The sequence below is a fragment of the Sphingopyxis granuli NBRC 100800 genome (assembly GCF_001591045.1).
GTDB classification, from domain to species: Bacteria; Pseudomonadota; Alphaproteobacteria; order Sphingomonadales; family Sphingomonadaceae; genus Sphingopyxis; species Sphingopyxis granuli.
The window spans coordinates 14027-33766 of sequence record NZ_BCUA01000004.1 but is presented as its reverse complement, the minus strand read 5'-3'; the positions used below and the strand labels follow the sequence as shown (position 1 = coordinate 33766).

The 19740-nt window shown below is 55.9% G+C and carries 19 protein-coding genes; 9 read left to right on the top strand and 10 right to left on the bottom strand.

Annotated features, from left to right (window positions below; all coding sequences use genetic code 11):
• Positions 1 to 146: 146 nt before the first annotated feature.
• The 8 genes from SGR02S_RS01990 to SGR02S_RS01970 all read right to left on the bottom strand — a co-directional run bounded on the left by SGR02S_RS01990 (position 147) and on the right by SGR02S_RS01970 (position 5499).
• Complete coding sequence (locus tag SGR02S_RS01990) at positions 147 to 440, bottom strand: ArsR/SmtB family transcription factor (protein ID WP_169799613.1); 294 nt, start codon at positions 438 to 440, stop codon at positions 147 to 149.
• 168 nt (positions 441 to 608) lie between these two features.
• Positions 609 to 1778 (bottom strand): 5-methylcytosine-specific restriction endonuclease system specificity protein McrC, encoded by a 1170-nt coding sequence (mcrC, locus tag SGR02S_RS01985; RefSeq protein WP_067105341.1) that lies wholly within the window; start codon positions 1776 to 1778, stop codon positions 609 to 611.
• Positions 1778 to 4015, bottom strand: a complete 2238-nt coding sequence (locus SGR02S_RS01980; RefSeq protein WP_218000091.1) for an AAA family ATPase — start codon at positions 4013 to 4015, stop codon at positions 1778 to 1780. Before SGR02S_RS01980 ends, mcrC begins: the two co-directional genes overlap by 1 nt.
• Before the next feature lie 106 nt (positions 4016 to 4121).
• Positions 4122 to 4277, bottom strand: a complete 156-nt coding sequence (locus SGR02S_RS20375; RefSeq protein WP_218000090.1) for a hypothetical protein — start codon at positions 4275 to 4277, stop codon at positions 4122 to 4124.
• Positions 4241 to 4672 (bottom strand): hypothetical protein, encoded by a 432-nt coding sequence (locus SGR02S_RS20515; protein WP_082796896.1) that lies wholly within the window; start codon positions 4670 to 4672, stop codon positions 4241 to 4243. Before SGR02S_RS20515 ends, SGR02S_RS20375 begins: the two co-directional genes overlap by 37 nt.
• Positions 4669 to 4950, bottom strand: a complete 282-nt coding sequence (locus tag SGR02S_RS19860; protein WP_156482924.1) for a hypothetical protein — start codon at positions 4948 to 4950, stop codon at positions 4669 to 4671. Before SGR02S_RS19860 ends, SGR02S_RS20515 begins: the two co-directional genes overlap by 4 nt.
• Position 4951: 1 nt before the next feature.
• Positions 4952 to 5128, bottom strand: coding sequence for a hypothetical protein (locus tag SGR02S_RS19855; RefSeq protein ID WP_156482923.1), 177 nt, complete (start codon positions 5126 to 5128; stop codon positions 4952 to 4954).
• Complete coding sequence (locus tag SGR02S_RS01970; protein ID WP_067105339.1) at positions 5125 to 5499, bottom strand: hypothetical protein; 375 nt, start codon at positions 5497 to 5499, stop codon at positions 5125 to 5127. The genes SGR02S_RS19855 and SGR02S_RS01970 overlap by 4 nt, the downstream gene beginning before the upstream one ends.
• Before the next feature lie 80 nt (positions 5500 to 5579).
• On the opposite strand from SGR02S_RS01970, the gene SGR02S_RS20185 reads away from it, so the two are divergent.
• The 7 genes from SGR02S_RS20185 (at position 5580) to SGR02S_RS01945 (ending at position 13890) form a co-directional block, all read left to right on the top strand.
• Positions 5580 to 5876 (top strand): hypothetical protein, encoded by a 297-nt coding sequence (locus tag SGR02S_RS20185; RefSeq protein ID WP_003049567.1) that lies wholly within the window; start codon positions 5580 to 5582, stop codon positions 5874 to 5876.
• A 714-nt stretch (positions 5877 to 6590) separates the two neighbouring features.
• On the top strand, positions 6591 to 7244 hold the full coding sequence (locus SGR02S_RS01960) for an SOS response-associated peptidase (protein ID WP_067105338.1): 654 nt from the start codon (positions 6591 to 6593) through the stop codon (positions 7242 to 7244).
• A 91-nt stretch (positions 7245 to 7335) separates the two neighbouring features.
• Entirely contained in the window at positions 7336 to 7686 is a 351-nt protein-coding gene (locus SGR02S_RS01955; RefSeq protein WP_218000089.1) for a hypothetical protein, read from the top strand.
• A gap of 4 nt (positions 7687 to 7690) precedes the next feature.
• Complete coding sequence (locus tag SGR02S_RS01950) at positions 7691 to 10168, top strand: Hsp70 family protein (protein ID WP_067105336.1); 2478 nt, start codon at positions 7691 to 7693, stop codon at positions 10166 to 10168.
• A complete protein-coding gene (locus tag SGR02S_RS19455; RefSeq protein WP_082796895.1) occupies positions 10168 to 11532 on the top strand; it encodes an ATP-binding protein in 1365 nt (454 codons plus the stop codon). The genes SGR02S_RS01950 and SGR02S_RS19455 overlap by 1 nt, the downstream gene beginning before the upstream one ends.
• A 170-nt stretch (positions 11533 to 11702) precedes the next feature.
• On the top strand, positions 11703 to 12302 hold the full coding sequence (locus tag SGR02S_RS19850) for a hypothetical protein (protein ID WP_156482922.1): 600 nt from the start codon (positions 11703 to 11705) through the stop codon (positions 12300 to 12302).
• Positions 12303 to 12369: 67 nt separating this feature from the next.
• On the top strand, positions 12370 to 13890 hold the full coding sequence (locus SGR02S_RS01945) for a hypothetical protein (RefSeq protein WP_156482921.1): 1521 nt from the start codon (positions 12370 to 12372) through the stop codon (positions 13888 to 13890).
• 127 nt (positions 13891 to 14017) lie between these two features.
• Here the strand turns inward: SGR02S_RS01945 and SGR02S_RS01940 are convergent, their stop codons facing one another.
• Both SGR02S_RS01940 and SGR02S_RS19845 read right to left on the bottom strand, forming a co-directional pair.
• Complete coding sequence (locus SGR02S_RS01940; RefSeq protein WP_067105334.1) at positions 14018 to 15127, bottom strand: DUF4062 domain-containing protein; 1110 nt, start codon at positions 15125 to 15127, stop codon at positions 14018 to 14020.
• Positions 15124 to 15273, bottom strand: coding sequence for a hypothetical protein (locus SGR02S_RS19845; RefSeq protein WP_156482920.1), 150 nt, complete (start codon positions 15271 to 15273; stop codon positions 15124 to 15126). Before SGR02S_RS19845 ends, SGR02S_RS01940 begins: the two co-directional genes overlap by 4 nt.
• A gap of 118 nt (positions 15274 to 15391) precedes the next feature.
• Here SGR02S_RS19845 and SGR02S_RS01935 point away from each other — a divergent pair, with 118 nt between their 5' ends.
• Both SGR02S_RS01935 and SGR02S_RS20340 read left to right on the top strand, forming a co-directional pair.
• Positions 15392 to 18586: a metallophosphoesterase family protein gene (locus SGR02S_RS01935; protein WP_067105333.1), complete on the top strand. Its 3195-nt coding sequence runs from the start codon at positions 15392 to 15394 to the stop codon at positions 18584 to 18586.
• Positions 18587 to 18857: 271 nt separating this feature from the next.
• Positions 18858 to 19613: a hypothetical protein gene (locus SGR02S_RS20340; RefSeq protein ID WP_067105332.1), complete on the top strand. Its 756-nt coding sequence runs from the start codon at positions 18858 to 18860 to the stop codon at positions 19611 to 19613.
• Positions 19614 to 19740 lie beyond the last annotated feature (127 nt).

The following is a 19740-nucleotide window of genomic DNA, read 5'->3' as shown; positions in this document are numbered from 1 at the left end:
CATACTCTCCAATCGTTCCGCGGAAGCGGAATATTTCCTTATAGGATGCTCGCAGAATCGAGCCAAACCACGATCATTATCCAGGTCTAGCTTTGCCTGAGAAACAAAGCGTGCCAGCCGTGGAACGAATTCAAAATTTCCGATTATCAGGGGCGTGCATCGGACCCGGTGATATTTCTGAGAAAGTCGGCCAGTTCATCTGCAATCCGAGGCAGTGCCCGGTAGATCACCTTGCGACCAACCTTTTTTGATTTAACCAGTCCAGCTTGGGACAGTATGGCAAGATGCGCGCTCATTGCCGTGGGCGATGTCTTCGTCGTTTCCGAGATTGCGCCTGCCGCCAAACCCGCATCGCCTGCGTCAATCAGCAGCATGAACACTGCGAGCCGCGTTTCCTGGCTCAAAGCGCTCATCGCCATCCGGGCCCTCTTCTTTTCCATTCCGCCTCCTGAAACGAAAGCGCAGATCCCGCAAGCGGCAGGAGTCCGCATTCCGTAGTTAAGAGACGTTAACCTACAATATTTCGCGAACTATTGGAACAAAAATTTGAGCCGCGCCGATCGACGATTCATTGCGTCGCTTGGCCGCGGTTCGCGGCAAAATTCCGCCTACATTGGTTCAGCGGGCGCTCCTTGCGGCGGCCTCGCCGTATGATAGTATGATACCGCGCTACGCAGCGGAAGATTTCTGAGACGGGCGATGATCTCGCTGCTGGGCAGCGACAGATTGATGGTGACCAACCGAACGCGATGTCCTTGGATTGTCGCGGCTTCGTCGACATCCTTGCCTATCGACGGATAAAGTAACCACCCTTCGCTATCCCATGATCCCGGATCGTGGTCTTCTTCCTGGCTACGTAGGTAGGCGTAAAGCTGGTAGAGGTGCCCAGTCTTGAACCGCTCAGCACTGTGGTTTGATACCGTCAAAATGTTCGCAAATTTGGTATCGATAATGATCCGGCGCGGTTGCCGTTCGTTCTCAATGATAATGTCGGTGATCATAATTGGCATGAATTCTGCTAGGCCATGCGACGCTGCCTGAACGGGCCACCTATAATGCTTTCCGGGATAAACCCTCCAGCCATCATCACGATCAAGTTCGGCGGCGAAAAAGTTGCCGATGGCCTTCTCAAAGAGTTTCCGAAATTCTGTCTCTTCGCGCTCCGCCTTTGGCACCGCGCGCGAGCCGGCCGCTTCCATGGGCAAGACCAAATCGAACACGGCGGTCGCAAGTGACACCATAAGGCGATCATCGCCCTGATGGCGTGCAACTTGATCGGCTGCCATCTCCGATCGTGTGGGCTCGCGGCCAGAAACACCTACGCGCCCGAGATCGTTTGCCAAAGTTCGGCATTGGTGCGCGAGATCGTAGTCATCGAGAATCGATGACAAACGCGCCAAAGCTGTCCGGACCAATCGATTGCGTGGAGTGTCAATCGTAAGTTCTTCAAACCGGCATGCGACTTCACCGCGCCGGAGGAGATTTCCCGAGACGGTTTGTAGAATATCGATGCGACCTCGGATGCGCTTCAGAACCTCGTTTCGGTTTCGATAACCAAAGCTGAGATTTCGGCGAAGTCGTTTTTCCACTGCATAGCAGAGGAGGCGCGCGATCAGGGATTTGAGGTCGGGAGACTGCTCGACCTCTGCATCAAAGCGATCGCGAAATTGCGCAAGACCAGAAGCATATAGAAACAGAAGCCAGACGTTCTTGATCGGAATCTTGCCGACCAGACCGTCAGCCTCCTCATCCGGGCTATCGATTTCCGCGGTTAGCATCACAGCGCTTCTGACAGTCGCCCCGTCAATTTCCGAGCGCGGTCTGGATTATCATACCAATACTCTTCGAGCAGCGGCGCAATTTCGGTGGTCACAATCTTCCGTAGCCATTCCCGCGGATCATTGACGACCTCCGATATTGCTGGCGTGACGTAGCTGTGCCCAATCTGAAATTGCGGACCGAGTGACCGGTCGCCAGCAATCTCCGCGTTCAGCTCGGTGAAGAGCTGCTGGATCAGGGCGATGGACGCTTCGTCAATTTGCGCGTGCTCGCTGCACCAGGCTTTCCATCGATCATTAAGTCTTGGGCTGAGCGTGACAAACGCAAAGCGGCGCCGCAACGCGAGATCGACAAGGGCCAAGGAGCGATCAGCGATATTCATCGTCCCGATCAAATAGAGATTTTCCGGAATGAATACGCGCTCGGCCTCGGTTCGACGATACGCTAGCTCAATGGCTTCTTCTTCGCGCCTCTTATCCCGTTCGAGCAGCGTCAGCATCTCGCCAAAAATCTGCGCTGGGTTGCCTCGATTGATTTCTTCGATGACCACAACCAGAGGGCGGTCAGGCTCAGCGCGCGCAGTTTCGACAGCCTCAAGAAACAAGCCGTCGACCAGTGAGAGGTTCCCGTTCCCATGGGGACGCCAGCCACGCACAAAATCTTCGTAAGACAGTGATGGATGAAACTGAATTGAACGCAGGCGCCTTCGCGTGACCTTGCGATCCTTGGTTCCGATGAGCGCGTATCCCAACCGCTTCGCCAGCCACGTTTTTCCAGTTCCAGGCGGTCCCTGCAATATGAGGTTTCGTTTCGCCTTCAACCGGTCGAACGCATCCGAAAGCTCGTGATCGTCAAGGAAGCAGCCTTCTTGGACGATTGTGTCTAAATCATACCCTTCGAAAGCGGACTCGTCACTTTCGATCTCAGTCTCGTCCTGTTCGTCTCTGAAAAACGGTTCAAGGCCCAACGCAATTTGGGGGCGATACTTCTTGGCGAAAGCAGGCGTGCGCAGCCAGAATTCATAGTCTTGTTGATGATCGCCGAACGCGAACTGGATCAGTTGCCTCGCCATGTCATCTGATGCATTCGCTTCCACAACGGTCACCCGATAAGTGTAGAAATACCATTCCCTCGGCGGATCGAGCTTTTGCCATTCAACCTTCACGGTTTTGGCGTCGGTTGAAGCTTCGGTGATCGTCCCGATAGCCTTGATCCGCATGCAGGAAACCGTCTTCCCAGCGTTGTCGAACGGCAGATTATACTTTTGCGTGAATGCCGCCTTGATTGCGATGCGATCGCCAACCTGCATCCGCTGCACGTGCTCTGAGAATTTGTCGTCGTAACCGTTCTGCCAGATTCCTTCGTCGACAAACCGATCAGTTTGATCGTCGTTGCCACCCCACGCGGCACCTACAAACCAGAATCGGCGGTTGGGATCGTCGAAAAGTAGCGTGTCATCAATTATCGTGGGTGCGGGTGCATCATCATCGACATCGCTGCCGCCTTTCACCTTGAAACGCGACTGAACGTCTTTGAACAAAGCAAGAGAAGACGCGTGATCGAGGTGGGTTTCGCGTCCCTCTGGCGTCAGGGACCACACGCCTCGATCCTTGCCGTCAATAAGTCCGGCCTTGGCGAGGTAAAACCGCGCCCAGCCGACCTTGTTCTCGAATTTAGATTGCCCGCCTTTAGTCTTGTTGGTGAGTTCGTCCTCGCCAACTTCAGTCATACTGGGCAGCGCAGCATATACATCGCGCGGCTCCGCTGAGCCGCCATGCGCACGCAGGAAATCGAGCACATGTGGGAAATATTGAACGAACCTTGGGCCCGCTGCCCCCTTTAGCGCTGATGAGGCACCGACTTCGTCGGGAAGATTTTCTGGAGCAGTTTGCGCCCATTCGAATGTAGCTTCTTGTTCGGCGCGAACGAAATCAGCAGGCGAAGATACCGAGCGTCCATTTCGCTTCGCCGCCGCAACGAACCCTTCCATCGCGCTGTCGACCATACTGCCCGATTGAAGTCCGTCCTGATTCACCACAATTGCCGTCAGTAGGGGCCAATCGTTGGCGGCGGCTATTCCCAGCAAAGTCTCAAGATGACTATTCATGACATAGCGCACCTTTTGCCAATCGAGGCTTTGCGCTTTTGCGATTTCGCCATAGGCTATGAATTTGCGTGCCTTTGCCGCCGAAATGATCGCTTGGTAAGTTGTATTTAGATCCAGTGTGTCAACCATGGCGTAGCTTACCTTGTCAGTGCCGGATCACTCCGACAAATACGATATGGGCGGACGCGATCGCGATACTCCGCGCTACATCCCCCACGCGGGCATTCAAGATCAATCATTTGAGCTGATATTTCACTGCGGATATCATACCGACTACGAACGATCCGGCGACCAATGCCGTCAGCATCCAGTATTCGATCGCGAACGCCAGCGATTTCTCCTCCGGATCATCTTTCACTGGCAGCGATGACCTTTCCAATAGCGATCCCATTTCGCAGCATAGCCATCTCGCACCATCGCGCAGGAAATATCACCCGATCGGGGCGAAGTGCAAAATGCGGCCGTGCGATTGCCGCCGGCCGAACCAGCTGACCTGCATCGCATAACCGGCCCGACCACAATGACGTGACCTGTGGGGCGCACACCGCCACGGTCGCCGAGCAAGCGGACAAGATGATCTCGTGCCGCGATGGGATCGGCGGCGGGACAAGGATGCCCTGGACGACATGTCCCATCCATCTCGCGAGTGGCAATACCGGAGAGGCGTATGTGCGGACCTTCCGCGCACCAGATTGGTCCATCGCCGTCCCACACCGCGGTTGGGGTGCAATCGAAGGCCTGCCCCGCGGGGACGATGGCAGCGGCAAGCAGGAGTGTGAACATCATCGCGGTTGGATACCATCGGGCCACCGCTCGTCGATCCCGAATTTCCTCGTCGAGTAGGATGGGACGAATGCGATGTCAGTGGGGTCGGGTCCGGCGCGGCAAACGAACGTGCTGTCGTTGTCCACCTGGTTCAGCACGACGCTGACCAGCTTCTGCACATTCCAGTCATCCCGCAATTCGGGGACCGGATGTTTTCCTTTTCCATTCTTCCCGGCACGCATCGTTTTGATGGCTACATAGATACAGGTGCTGAGATAATCGCGATCAACACGGTGCATGTCAGTCGTCAAACAACCGCGCGCGAATGTCCGACGCGGCTGCATTCAGGGTCGAGGCGCGAGTGCGTAGATCAACATCGCCCGTTCGGCCTGCGCGATCCTTGAACCGCTGTGCCTTGCCTTCCAGGTAATCGGCGATGCGGTCCGCCTCTGGCTTACCGTTGTGACCGGGTGTCATAACTTGGTCGGATCCGTATCGTGGGTCTGCCATTCGCTTAGCGCCCATTCTGCGACGCCGAGCATAAGATAGGGTTCGGCGCGGTTCGGCGCGAGCCTTTCAATCAATCGGCGGGCGGCGCCTTCAGCTTCTCGGCAAGCATTTAGGTGCGCCATATTGAGGCCGAAGTCTGACGGATCAGCGCGATCGAGGACGCCTTTGTCATCCATCGCTTCTAGCGTGAACTGCGCAACGCGAGCTTGCAGGGGCGACACGCCTTCTAGATCGAGCACCGCCAACGCGGCAGCGGTCGCTTCGTCTCTGATCTCGGGTGCAACGTCATCGACGTCCCATATCTCCAGCCCGCGATATTTGCGGTCGATCGTATCCATTTTTCCACACTCCGACTCGAATCTCTCTTGCCCATTGTTCCTCTTTCGTTCTCTTTTGTCGAGTCATGAGTCGGCAGCTAGTGAACCCCATCAGCGACCTTTTCGACGTCGCGTGCAGGCATCATACCGTCCAGGTGTCTTGCAAGTGTGGGAATGTTGGCATCTTCGATCCGCACGCGCTCTGGTATCTGTTCGAGCGCAAAGGCTGGAACGATCGGCTACCCGAGGTGCGTAAGCGTATGCGGTGCCTGCAGTGCTATTTTGCGAAACGAAAGCGGACGCTCGCAACGCTCGAGCTGGTGAACATTGATCATACGCGGCAGTTGCCGATGCCCGACATCATCGAATGGAAGCGCCAGCTAAGGCGCCGCCGATAGGGAACACAGCGGCCGCGAAGTTAAGTGGCGCCTTCCGCAGATTACCAATCATTAGGGCGTGGGTAATATGGCGATCCGACGATGGCGAAAGCAGAGGTCGCACTACGTTGGAAGTGAACTATGACAGGATCAGCGCTTCATTGGGATCGCTGCTGTTGGTATGGTCAAGGCTGGAAAAGTCTTTGCGCGACGAAGTCATTCGCTTTCATGGCTCCCTGCCGCCACGGGCTCACGGCATTGCAGCCGTCGTGCGAACTTGGGAAAGCGCAGTGATCGCGGCGCATCCAGGCACCTCACTGTGCCCTTCGTTGGCCAAGGTCGTGCGATGTCAGTTGCAAGGCCCCCTCGATATGCGAAATGGCTTATGTCACGGGCTGGTCGGCATCTCGGCGGAAAATGGGCAGGAGCCAGCCCAACTGCATTGGGAACTTAACGGCGAAAAGCATTCCATCACATGGGAGGATCTGCAGAAGTGCTTTCGGTGGTTGTCGGGACTGCGCCGGGCAATCAGTATAATATCCAACCCAACTTTGGATCGCCCGGGAAGCCGCGGAACAAACACGCCCGAGAACCGAGAATGGTGGCGGTCAGAGTTTGACCTCAAACTGCCAGAACCATGAAGGCGACACGCTGCAACTCGAAAGTTTGGAAACTTACGTCGTCTTCCCACATCGAAACAGTTGACAGACCTCGACCCGGCGCCAGTCTATTCGCATGTGCAATCTCTACACCAACAAATCGACGGTGCAGGAAATGGCTTCGCTTTTCGCGACACCTGCGACCTACGGTTTCAATGTGCCCGCCGACGTCTATCCGCAGTATCCCGGCATTGTCGTTCGCGAAGTTCACGGGGAGCGGGTGCTCGAGCAGATGACCTGGGGTTTCCCGAGGCACTCGAACAACAAGCGAACCGGCAAGCCCAACAAGCCGACAGCGACTAACAACGCTCGGGACGATAAATTATGGACCATATGGCGCCAGTGGTTCACCGATCCAGCTCAACGATGTCTGATCCCATTCACGTCATTTGCAGAGGCAGAGGGCGAAGCGGGTAAGATGACCCGAACCTGGATCAGCGTTGCAGACCAGCCGGTTGCAGCATGGGCCGGACTTTGGCGACCCACTGATGAATGGGGCAACGCATATACCGGCGTAATGGTCGATGCGACCAAAGAACTTTGGGACATTCACGATCGAATGCCGGTGATCTTGCACCCTGACGCGCACGAGACATGGCTGCGCGCTGACGCGGAGGAGGCAATGACCGTCGTGACGCAATATCCGGCGGCGAAGCTAAGGGTGGAGCGCACCGATGATCCATGGTTCGCCCGTAAGGCGCTTACGCCAAATAAAAATCTTCAGATTTAGCAGCTATGCTCTTGGCGAAGTGCATGGTTCCAACCTAAAACAATGCCACGGTTTAAGTAACTATTGAATGCGAATTGAGGGGCGGGCGGACGTGGACGGACAAGTTGACACCGAGGGTTTGCTAATCGGCCTCGCAGTCGAAAGCTGGCGACTATGCCGCATGTTTCAACGATCGATCGATACCCGGGACATCAAATCGGCAGGACGACAATCCAATCAGATCCGCTATTTTCAGCGCAAGCTGGAGGACACGCTCTCGCCACTCGGATTGCGCATCGTTGATCTTGAAGGGCAACCGTATGAGCCCGGCATGGCTGCCACGGCGCTCAATGCTGCCGACTTTGGCCCTGAGGATGATCTGTTCGTCGACCAAATGATGGAACCCGTTGTCATGGGTGCCGATGGCGTGCGCCGGACTGGCACGATGATGCTTAGGAAGTGATGGAATGAATTACGTTGGCATCGATCTAGGAACTACCAATAGCGCCATCGCGAGTTTTGACGGCGAATCCGTGTCTCTTTACAAAAGCCCGGAGCAGCATGATGTGACTCCGTCCGCAATATTCCTCGATCGACGAGGCAATAAGTTCGTCGGGACGCGCGCCTACAATAATGCGGCTCGTAATCCGGATAACGCAGCGGTTCTTTTTAAGCGCATGATGGGCACCAGCACGCCTATCAAACTTAAGGCGCTCGATAAGACAATGACGCCCGAGGAATGCTCTGCCGAGATTTTACGAACCCTGTTTGGGTATCTACCAGAGTCAATGCGCAATGGCGGAGATACGGGCACGGTAATTACCGTGCCGGCGGCATTTAATCAGATGCAGAAGGACGCAACATTGACCGCCGCGGAGGGCGCTGGGATTGGTCGCGTCGCGCTCATGCAGGAACCCGTTGCCGCAGTGATGAGCATCATGCGCCAGCGCAACCGTGATGGCACGTTTCTCGTGTTCGATCTGGGCGGAGGAACGCTCGATATCGCAATCGCGCAGAGCATGAAGGGACGCGTCAGCCTGCTCGCTCACGGCGGCGTTGAAATGTGCGGTGGACGCGACATCGATCGCGCGCTCATGGATGAGGTGGTGAAGCCTTGGCTGGTGGATAGCTTCGACATCGGTGACGACTTCGCGACCAATCCGATGTTCAACACGTTGGTCCGCATGGCGACCTGGGCCGCAGAGAAAGCGAAGATCGAGCTTTCGCACGCCGAAGATACGGTCATCGCGCTGTCCGAGACTGAGATTGGAGTCCGGGATCGGTCAGGAGAGGAAGTCTATGTTGACATCCCCCTAGACCGTGCCCGTCTCGATGCGCTCATCGACCCCATCTTGCAGAAAGCCATTCATTCGGCGCGCGAAACACTGGATCAGGCCGGGATCAGCGCACACGATGTTGATCGGGTAGTCTTCGTGGGAGGTCCGACACAATATAAGCCGCTTCGCGACAAGGTTGCATTCGAGCTTGGCATTTCTGCCTCCACTGACGTTAACCCGATGACGGCGGTTGCAGAAGGTGCAGCTATTTTCGCGGAATCGATCAATTGGGAAACTGAAAGTCGCGGCAGGAAATCTGCCCGTAGTTCGCTCTCTTCGAACGGGCTCGAATTCGCCTATGTCGCAAGGACTCCTGATGCGTCGGCTAAAATCGTCGCGAGGAAAGTCGGGGGCATGGTCGGCGAATTCCAAGTGGACAGTCTGGACACAGGTTGGTCGTCCGGTCGGCAATTGCTGAAGGATGGTGCGTCGATTGACCTCCCTCTGTCGAAGCCAGGGCAGAATGCCTTTCGTGTCTTCGTTTTCGACGCCGACGGCGGTCCAGTGAGCATCCCAGACGATCGTATCACGATTAGCCGGACCGCGGCTTCCATCGATGCAATTCCAGCATCGCACACGATCAGCATTGAGGTAATTGAGGGTCGGAACGGAATGCGAGGCCTCGAGCCTCTCGTGCGCGCAGGGGATCCGCTTCCGAAGAAGGGCGTGCTTAAGTTTCGCGCAGGCGAAACCCTGCGAGCAGGAAGCCCGGGCGCACTGAATTTCAAGCTTTGGGAGGGATCGATACGTGAACCGATCGAAGATAATATCTTCATCGGCACATTTCGTGTTTCCGGATCAGACTTCGATGAAGGCATGATTGCAACCGGCGCTGAGGTTCATTGCGAATACGAGATTACTGACGCAGGCAACATTCGGCTCGACATTTCGGTGCCCGATATTGGCGGCTCGTTCTCAAGTGGTCACAACTACTACGCGCGTCAGGACGCGCAGCTGGATTACGGACAAGCTGCGACCCTTGTCGCGGTGGAGGCCGAGACGACCATTGAGAGACTGGACGCTTTTGCGGCTCACATCGACGACCCTCGCATAAATCAAATCCGTGACAGGATTGCCAAGGCGGGAGCAATCGACGTCGACCGGGCAGAACCGGAGGAAACCAAGCAGGCGCTTGATGAAATTAGGGCGGCTCGGAAGGACATCTCAATCCTGCGCCGTGATCATCTGAAGTTGATTCGCCAAGTAGATCTGAACGGTATCATCGAGAGCTTCGATGGCTTGGCCCGCGATCTGGCGCGTCCGGATGAAGAGCAAGCATTCGATGCCTTGGTGCGCACGGCGCAGCATTCGATCGACATCAACGGAAACGACTTCGAATCCCACTTGTCTGAGCTTCGCTCCAAAAATATCGCCATCCTATGGCGTTCGGACGAGTTTATCGTTGCTCGCTTCCAATGGCTTGCTCAGAGCCCTGAGCAGTTCGCCGATCAAGCTCAATACGGACGATTGACAGACAAAGGCCGGACAGCCCTGGCACGCCAAGATTTCGATAAGTTGCGCGATATCCTCATTCAGCTCGACAACATGCGCTTTACGCGAATTGGAGAAGAGGAAATGCTCGCTATGGCCAACATTGTGAGGGGCTGATGAAGGGATCTCCGTTTCCTCAAGGCTTCCAATTGCCAGATGGTGTTCAGCTCGGCCGCGCGACATTTACTTTTGACGAGGTAGCGTGGATCCATGTGACCAGGGACGGCAGACGTGCAGTCATTGTCGCAGATCCCTCGTCGCTGATCGGAGAGGATGAACTCGAATGGTCCCATCTCACCTATAGCGGGAGGGGTTATCGTTTCATATTGGCGACCGGTATCGTGGAGTCGGTATCGAAACTGCCTCGACCTCGATCTGCCAACGCTGCGATGGCCTTCGCTAGGGCATTGTCACGGGTATCCGGAACGATCGAGGAGGCAATTTTCGTCGAGGAATTCGAGGCGTTTGTATTGATCGCATCCGAGAACGCCAGGCGAAAAAGCAAAGCGCAAGTATTCGGAGCATATCTGACCGGAGGGGTCGATATATCAGCTGACGACGTGGTTGCTCTCCAGAAAATCATGCCAATGACGACGGACGAGCAAATCTCCAATCTTTTAGGTATTGCGGGAATAGCTCCAAAGACGCCATTCGGACGCAGCCGGAAGGCATCGACCAAGCCGCACACGGGGCTTCATAATTCTGACAGCGTAAAGCAATTGGGGCCATTCGCCCTACCTGGCCGCCGCGAACTCTCCGCGTTCTTTAATGAGCACGTGGTGGACATCGTCGCCGACGAGGATCGTTATGCTGCGATGGGCATCGGATTTCCAGGCGGCATTGTCCTTGAGGGGCCGACTGGTTGCGGCAAAACCTATGCGGTTGAACGCCTGGTCGAGCACCTCGGCTGGCCCAGCTATTCTATTGAAGCATCAAGTGTCGCTAGTCCCTACATCCACGAGACTTCACGCAAGGTTGCCGAAATCTTTTCTGAAGCGATGAAGTCGGCCCCGGCAGTTGTCATTATTGACGAAATGGATGCTTTTTTGAACAGGCGGGAATCCGGGGCGCATCAACACAATGTTGAAGAGATTGCCGAGTTTTTAAGGCGCATTCCAGAAGCGAGCGCTAATCGGGTTCTCGTGATAGGCATGACGAACCAGATCGACGCGATCGATTCAGCGATCCTCCGGCGAGGCCGCTTTGATCACGTTATTCACGTCGATCATGCAGGCGCGGATGAGGTTGCCGGTCTGCTCGAAGCGCTGCTTGAAAATATTCCAAATAACGTCACTGATGTGCCGCGCCTCGCTCAAAGGCTGGCAGATCGACCGTTGTCTGATGCGGCGTTCGTCGTGCGAGAAGCAGGTCGCCTAGCCGCCAAAGCGCGCAAAGATCGCGTGGGAGACGAGGAAATCGGGACCGCATTGTCGCGGTGTCCATCTCGACATCCTGAAGATAAGCGACGCATAGGTTTCTAACGATGTTGCCACCTATATCCACTGGTTTCGACGGCCTCTCATCGTTCGCGACGGATGCCGACGCGGCGATCGCTTCCGCTGATAAAATTGCAGCCGCTCCCCGTCCTCTGCAGACCCCAACTCCGCGGGCCGGACCACCTTCTGAGCCAGTCGATCAAGATGGAGGCGCGTTGTATAGCGGGATTAAGAAGATCGGAGGATGGGTCATTGCAATCGCGCTAATCCTAGCGATCAAATCTTGCTTCTTCGCTGGCACACGCGCCGTAGTAGATGACGTATCTTCACCTGATTATGACGAAACGGCGCAAGACTACTCAACCGCATCCGACGGCGAAGATGACACCACTGACGCTTCCGGCGAATACATGGCGACCGATGGATCGGCTGCGCCGACCAATGGCGTCGAAAGCGGCGCTGGCATAGATACGCCTTACGACGGAGACTCGACATCGGATTACGTGCCAGTTGCGGCTCCATCCGAAGAGATGATGCCTGCTCCCGGCGGCGCAACTCTCACTATGGCTGAGATGCAATATTGTATGGCGGAAGACATTAGATTGTCGGCGCAAAAATCGGAGATTGAAAGTCTACAAGGCGTAGATTCTGACCGCTTCAATCGGAACGTTGACGACTTCAACGCAGCCGTCAGAAAATACAACGGCGCATGCTCGAACCGGCAAATTCGCGCTTCGCAGCGCCCGCTAGCCGAAGCGAACGTCAATGGGCGTCGTTATATCCTTGAATCAGAGGGGCGCCGTCGTGTCCAGTGATACCAGTTTGGCAGTGAATCCGTTCGCATTACTTGCCGTAAGCACCCGAGACAACGCCCATCGTATCATGGAAGCAGCTGACAATCAGTCGCTCTACCACGATCCCGATACCTGCCAGCAAGCCCGTGCAACGTTGATCAATCCGAGGCGGCGTGTCGAAGCTGAATTTGGTTGGTTTCCCGGTGTCGCCCCTGGCACTGCGATGAAGGCAGTTGAGGCAACCAGTATTGGCGAGGTAGAAAATCTCCCGTTGTCTGGATTGGCTCTGGCTAATGCCTTGATCATGGTAGCTTCGAAGGTGCCGCCGGCGTCCATGTCGGAGCTTAGGCGATTTGTTACTAAAGTCGTATCGGCGGTCGAAGAAGCCCAGCTTGATCAGGTTGTTCGTGAAATTAACGAGGATCGCGAAATCGCCGGACTGCCGGCGATATCAAATGAGCAGATCACTGCCGACGCGTTTCAGTCCAGACAACATGCTTGGCGAAGAGCCGTTATCACTGCTCTCGATCAAGCTCCTACAGCGGAAATGGCGGAAGCCATGTATGAGTTGGCAAAGGATGCAGCTGGCGCACATTTCTTTCCGCGTTTCCTGCATGAAATTATCGACGACTACGCACTTCGCGCCCAACCCTTCTTGGCGAAAGAGGTCGCAACGGCTGAGAGGCTAATCGAAAAGGCCCGCACCTTGGCTGGCGATCGTCCCGATGCTCTTCCGCCAATCATCAATGCACTAGCTGCGTTGTTGATTACGTGGGAGGAGCTGACCTACCCAATGCAAATGAGCGCGACTTTGCGGGGACGGGAAGACAGAGATAGCGAAAATCTGGCGTTTATGATTCGCGACCTTTCGATCGATCTCTTCAACAAGCATAATCTTATCAACGAGTCGCGCCAAATCTCGGAAATGGTGGGTTCCAGCTTCTCGGCTCTTCCACAAGTTGCGGGAGCAATTGCCAAAGATGGCATTGCCCTCGATGATCTCGAGACACAGGCCAGCGCGCGTGAAGCCGAGATTTCCTATGCAGCTGACGTTGGCAAGATTTTCAAAACCCGGCTGGCGATTAGTCCCTCGGGACTTGAATGGAATGGCAAAGTAACAGCTTTGGAAGACGTTCGAAGCGTGCGCTGGGGCGGAGTTAACAATTCGGTCAATGGTATCCCGACTGGAACCGAATATTTGATTTCTTGGAATGATGGCAGTCAGACCACGAAGGTCGAGTTTAGCAATCGTCGCATTTTCGAGGCGTTTATCGGGTGCTTATGGAAGGCGCTGATGGAACAAATTGTCAGCGGGATCTTATCGCATTTGCGTAGCGGCCGCGCGTTGCATGCCGGCAATGCGATCATAAAGGACACCTCTGTCATTCTACGCCGGAAGAAATTCTTGGGGGACGAGCCCGCTGAATACGCTTGGGGCGACGTGACGGTGACGACCTTTTCCGGTTCATTCATAATCAACGGGCCCGAGGGGTCGAAGGCGTCGGCTGCACTGAGTTACAGGGACGTCGACAATGTCCATTTCATTGAGATGGTGGTGCGCTACGCATTCTCAAAAGGCATTACGCGGCTTAGCGATTCATTTGGCTAAGATTAGCCATGAGATTGGAACGCCCGCTACGCCTTACGCAGTCGCTGCAGCAGCCTGTTCGTGGTCTATGATTCGCATCGACTTGTCCATGTAACGCGCCTATTTAAGGTGCGAGAATGACGGTCTGTCAGCTCTTGTATTTACGCCGGAGTAGCGCAAGCATGTCCTCGGTCATGCGGTTACGCTCGGCCCGTAACACCATCCGCGCCTGATCGGGCGGATTGAACATGACGGGACCCGACGCTGATCTGTCCATCGCGATCTGCATGGAATCGGGACTGGCCGCCTGCTGGCTGGCCGTGCGCCATCCGAACACGCCGCTCGAGCTGATGTCGGCAGCGATTACGATGCGCGTTAACCGCTGCGTGCGGTCGAACTTCTCTAGCATCCTGTCCGCAAAGGCGAGCCCTTCCTTGATCGCCTGACCGACATGTTCCTCGATCAGGGGCTTGAGGTGCCCAGTCGCTTCCTCAATCGGCACGGACAAAAGCAACGCGCCAGCCTCATCGATGCGCAGGCCGGCCCCATTCTCCTGCTCGATGCAGAGTGCGCCGTGATCGAAACGCGGTTCGCTCCGACGCCGGTATGAGAAATAGCCGTTGGGGGAGGACAGGTCTGCGACCATCCCGTCCACCAGCGACTGATCCTCAATCTCGCTGGGGCGCAGGATGGTCTGTGTTGGACCACCGACGACCGCGAGATGCAGCAGGGGGCCGGACATCCGCACGATGCCGCATTCCTCGGGAGGAATCATGCTTCGTGCCTTTCCCACTAACGCGGGGACGTCCACCGGCGTGGTGGCAGCAGAAAGTTGATGCCTGGCGATTGCACGCGTCACTTCGGTGCGTAGCTCCTCCGGCGACTGGAAAGTTCGGCCGCGGTGCATCCCAGAATCATAGTCCTCGACTTCGTCGACGAACCGTTGCTGTGCCTCCTCGCGCCTCACGCCGGACTGCACGAACGGAATGACTTTCCCCTCTGCTGCCGCTTCGCGGAACTCCTCGTGCGTAGGCGAGATACCCGATTGAGTTTCGGACCAACCATACCGTTCGCCAAGTATCAGGACGACGAGGTCTGCTTCCCGCACACCCTGCAGGCATGCCACGCGTGACGGAATGGTCGAAGCCGGGAAGTCCTCAGCACGGAGGATATCGTGATCGAGACTCAGGATCGCGGCGAAGGCTGCCTCTCGGTAGTCCTCAAACCCGTTCATGACGCTGCTGACGAAGACCTTCATCCTGCTCTCATCTCGCCAGCGAGCGCTTCGGCCTGTCGAATGTTGGTCTTCACTGCTTCGGTAGTGAGTGCGCGCGGATATTCACCTGCGTCCATAGCGCCGCGCATCTTATGTTCGTCTGCGAACAATGTCTTCTCGATCGTCACGCACGAATTCTCCCTAATTTGACCAACCTTGTAGGACGTCGAATTGCTATTGCCAAACAAGTGGTTTCGAGATTCCAGCCATATTGCATGTTCACTGACTGTTCCTTATGCGGTTAGAATGACTGATCCTGATCTCATCACCGTCCTGCACATCAGTGACTTCCACTATGCCCAGCGCAAGGCGCGGGAACAGGGCATCGTTGTCGACGCTTTGATCGATGATTTGAAGAGGCTGTGCATCGGGCATCGCCAGCCCGACTTGATCCTTTTCACAGGTGATCTGGTTCAGGCAGCCGGCGTGGATCCGCACGACGAGGCGTATGACTTTTTCATTGAGCGCATTTCGAAAGCCACGGGAACGAGCGACGACCGGATCTTCCTCACGCCCGGCAACCACGATCTTTCGCGTGGAGTCACCGAGGACGCGGCTGAAACCCACGTTGAGTGGCGGGGAGACTTGGGCAAGGGCGATGAAATGGCCCGGCTAAATCAGCGGTTCGATGCCGGCGAATATGACGAGCTGACTAGAGAGAAGTTCGCAGCGTTCAACGACCTTCAGGCTTATCTGCGCGGGGATGACCACGAACATGTCCGTAAAATGGAGAACGCCTTCGTTCGCGTCGATCGGGTTGAGTCGCTCAATGTCGACATCGTAACGTTCAATACCGCCGTGTTCTCTACTGGAGGAAGCGACAAGTTCGATGGCGACGAGCGTAATCTGGCCGTGCCCGAATATGCAATCATGGAGGCCGTGAAGGCGTTAACCCCGAAGTCACTGCGGATCTTCACGACGCACCATCCACTGGCTTCGCTCAGCGAGGCCACCTCGCGCTACCTCGAAGACCAGATTGCTGAACACGCCCACTACCACCTGTTCGGCCATATGCACGATCCTAAGCCGAGGAGTGTGTCGGGCCTGCGGGGCGAAGTCTTCACCGATCAGGCGGGGGCGATCTTCACTGCGAGGAAAGAATACTACAACGGATACTCACTGATCACGATCGACAGAGCGACCGACCACACCGAGGTCCTGATCCGCTCCTATTACAAGGAGCGGAACGAGTTCGATGAAGGCACCGACATTCATAAAGGGGGGAAATGGTATAAGGACAATGACGCCCGTCAGCACTTCCGGAAGATCGCAGCTCCGGTCGATTTCGAAAAGTTCAAGGCCCATCTGAGCGGAGAGTTCAAGCGCCGGCTGGACGAAGAGGATGCGGCGCCAGGCGGCGACGCTGAATTGCATCATCGGTTCGTCGAACCGCCGATGATGAAGACGTCGATTATCGATACGAAAATGACCGATGCACCGGCGGAAATAGAGGAGCCGGTTTCCTTTGGGGACCTCGTTTCGAGCAGCGGGAACTCGATCATCTATGCACGTCCCGAATACGGCCGCACAAGCCTCCTTCGAGAACTGCGGCATCGTATGGTGCGGGATATCGAGGGCAAGGATTTTCCACGTCTTCCTGTCATAATCGATTTTTCGCAGGTCGCTCAGAATGTGAACAAGGTGCTTGGGTTGATACGGGGAGGTGCTGCCCCATTGCCGGATGGGCACGATGCGGAGGGCCTTCTCAAGCTGGGCCACCTGTGTGTCATGGTCGATGACGTGCAGTTCGACGATAGCCGGCGCATGCAATTGCTGCGTGAGTTCGTGAAGGCATATCCCAAGGCGAGGTATGTGTTCTCGAGCAACAGGGACGCCGTCTACAGGTTCGGTGCAAAGATAAATCCAGAAATGCCGGTGCGGTTCGATTTCATCGAGCTGCAGGAACTCAAGCGCCGAAATATGCGCCAGCTCATCACCAAATTTGAGCACTGCGACGACGTAGAGGGCTGGCTGGACCGGCTGCAGGACCAGTTCCGCGAGATCAACCTGCCGTTCACGGCTGCTAACGGGACCATCCTGTTGGAGATATTCGGCTCGAACGGAAAGTTCGCGCCGGTCAATCGCGCAGTCCTGATGGAACAGTTCGTAGAGACAACCTTGGAGAAGGCTGCCGAGAACCAAAGCTACCGGGCCACGTTTGACTTCAACAACAAGGCCAACCTCCTTTCATACGTCGCCGCCTGGATGGCACGCGAGAACCAGTATGTGCCCCTTCGCGAGGATGTGCGCGGAGCGATGCGGAAATGTCTTGACGAGATGGGGCTTGATGCGCCCCCGCTCGACGAACTGATGGATGAATTTCTGTCCGCGAAGATTTTCGAACGCCGTTCCGATGACCGGGTCGCGTTCCGTTATCGCGGGGTGATGGAGTATTTCATCGCTTATCGGATGACGGTCGATCCGGCGTTCAAGGAGTGGGTCATGGAGGATGACCGCTATCTTACATTCGTGAACGAGCTGCTCTACTATGCCGGCAAGACGAGGAATGATCCGCGCCTGATCGACCTCGTGCGAGATCGGCATATGCAGATTTTCGGCGAGGCCACGAAGCATCTTCAGCCGATCGATCTGAACATCTTCGACACCTATATCTTGCCGAAGGATGACGGGGGAGAAACGATCGAAGATGCGGCGGAGAGGATTGCAACCCCGCCGCTCACGCCAGAAGAGAAAGACGAAGAGTTCGACGTTGATATGCCGAAGGACGAGGAAGGCAGGCAGGAAGTTTTCCGACCGAAGATCACGGACGTTCATGAAGCCTTGATGTTCTCGCTGATGCTCTACTCGGGGCTGCTGCGCAATTTCGAGCACATGACCGACGCGAAAAAGCGAGAGCATATGGGCCACATTTGGCGCAGTTGGGGAACGGTAATGCTGGAAAGTGCGCGGCTTGCTCCACGACTCGCATCGGAGCGCAAAGTCCGCATGAACGGCATTCTTTATGAACTGCAAGCACCCAAAGGCATGAGTGATGCAGCTGTGCTCAAGCAGATGCTGCTTACGCTGCCCCATGCGATGATCCGCATGATCGCGACCAATATGGGCACCGAGAAGCTGCGTAAGCAGTTGATCGAACCTGACTTGGAGGAGGGACTGGAACCGAAGATCATTAAGATGTTCAGGGTGGGGCTGATCACTGAATTGCGGCTGGACGAAACCCCGGGCGCGGTGAGCGACCTCGTAAGCACCTTCCGTGACAACATGTATTTACTCTGGTCCTTCGTGGTCCATCTCAGCCATTTGCGGCGCCATGACCGCATTCGTGAAGATCACGTGAGGGCACTGATGCCACCGACCGCTTCTGCGATCGCAGATCTCGGTGGAGGGTCCAAGAAGGAACGATCCGACAATCGGAGCAAACAAATGGCGCGCTTGCAGCGTGAACAATTGCTGCTGAAAATGAAGCGCGGCAAGACATAGCCCTTGCCAGGATCGGTAGAGCCGAACTCGAGCCGTTTTTTGACGCGATCAATGAGCAGAGTTGTCTGCCCATCGGACATTCGTTTTTGCGATGTGCCCTTTGGGAGCGCTTAAACTGAGGGTTTTCGCAATCCTAGTTAACCGATCTTAACATACAATACTTCACGAAGTATTGAAATATAAATTGAAGTTTCCATATGGTCATTCGTCAGCGGTGTCGCCCCGCTTTTGCATAAGAGGAATTGCCACTTCGGCGACCAGGAGACTTCCAATGGACCTCATGACCATTGCCCCGCAAACCATCCCCGGCAATGCTGCCTCAATCGAAGTAAAGCCGATCGTTCTCGATCCACTCGCGGAAGACTGTCCCTACGGTGACACCGCCATCATCACCACGCGACGTGCAATTACACGCGTTGCGCTGGTCGCGGTAGAAACGGGAGGCCGCTTCCAGCGCGAGGGGATCGAGCATGACCCAATGTCATGGATGCTCGCGCCGCGGCGGCTGTTTGATGGCAGGGCGGCTATCGACGCGTGCCTCGAGCGCGAGCATTGTTTGCGCAGCATTCTCGTCCATGGGCTGTCACTTGGGCTCGACCTCGCTCCAACGGCTATTGATACTCTTCTTTCAGACGATGAAGAGGACAAGCGCCGACGATCACGGCAATACCCGTCGTCCAAACGAAAGGCGGGGAAAAAGCGTAACCGCTCTGGCCATCGGCCTTTGGCAGCGCCCCGCTTGTTCACGGCCACCATAATCTATTCTGACCGAAAGCTGATGCTGCAGGCGTTCCATGCCTCCATCGCACATGATCCGTCCGAGATCTCAGCCCGATTGTGTGAACGCTTTGGACATTCGGCGGCAAACGTTGCCGACATTCGCGAAGGTTTTCACCAATCGACGCCGGTGGCGATGGCATTGGTGCAGGAGCCCGTCGCGGAACTTATCCGCCGTGTGGCGCCTGAGGCAGATCATCCATTACACAATGATTTCGCAGTAACCATCGAGCAGCGCATCGACGTCTGATCCGAAATGAGGATGGTCGACGCCGCGCCTATGTCGGCACGCGTCGTTAAAACATTAGCCTCAGGCAGCGCTTCGCGGCCTAACAACATTTCTGACCACATCAGCCGTCCTTCACGGGGGCGTTCGG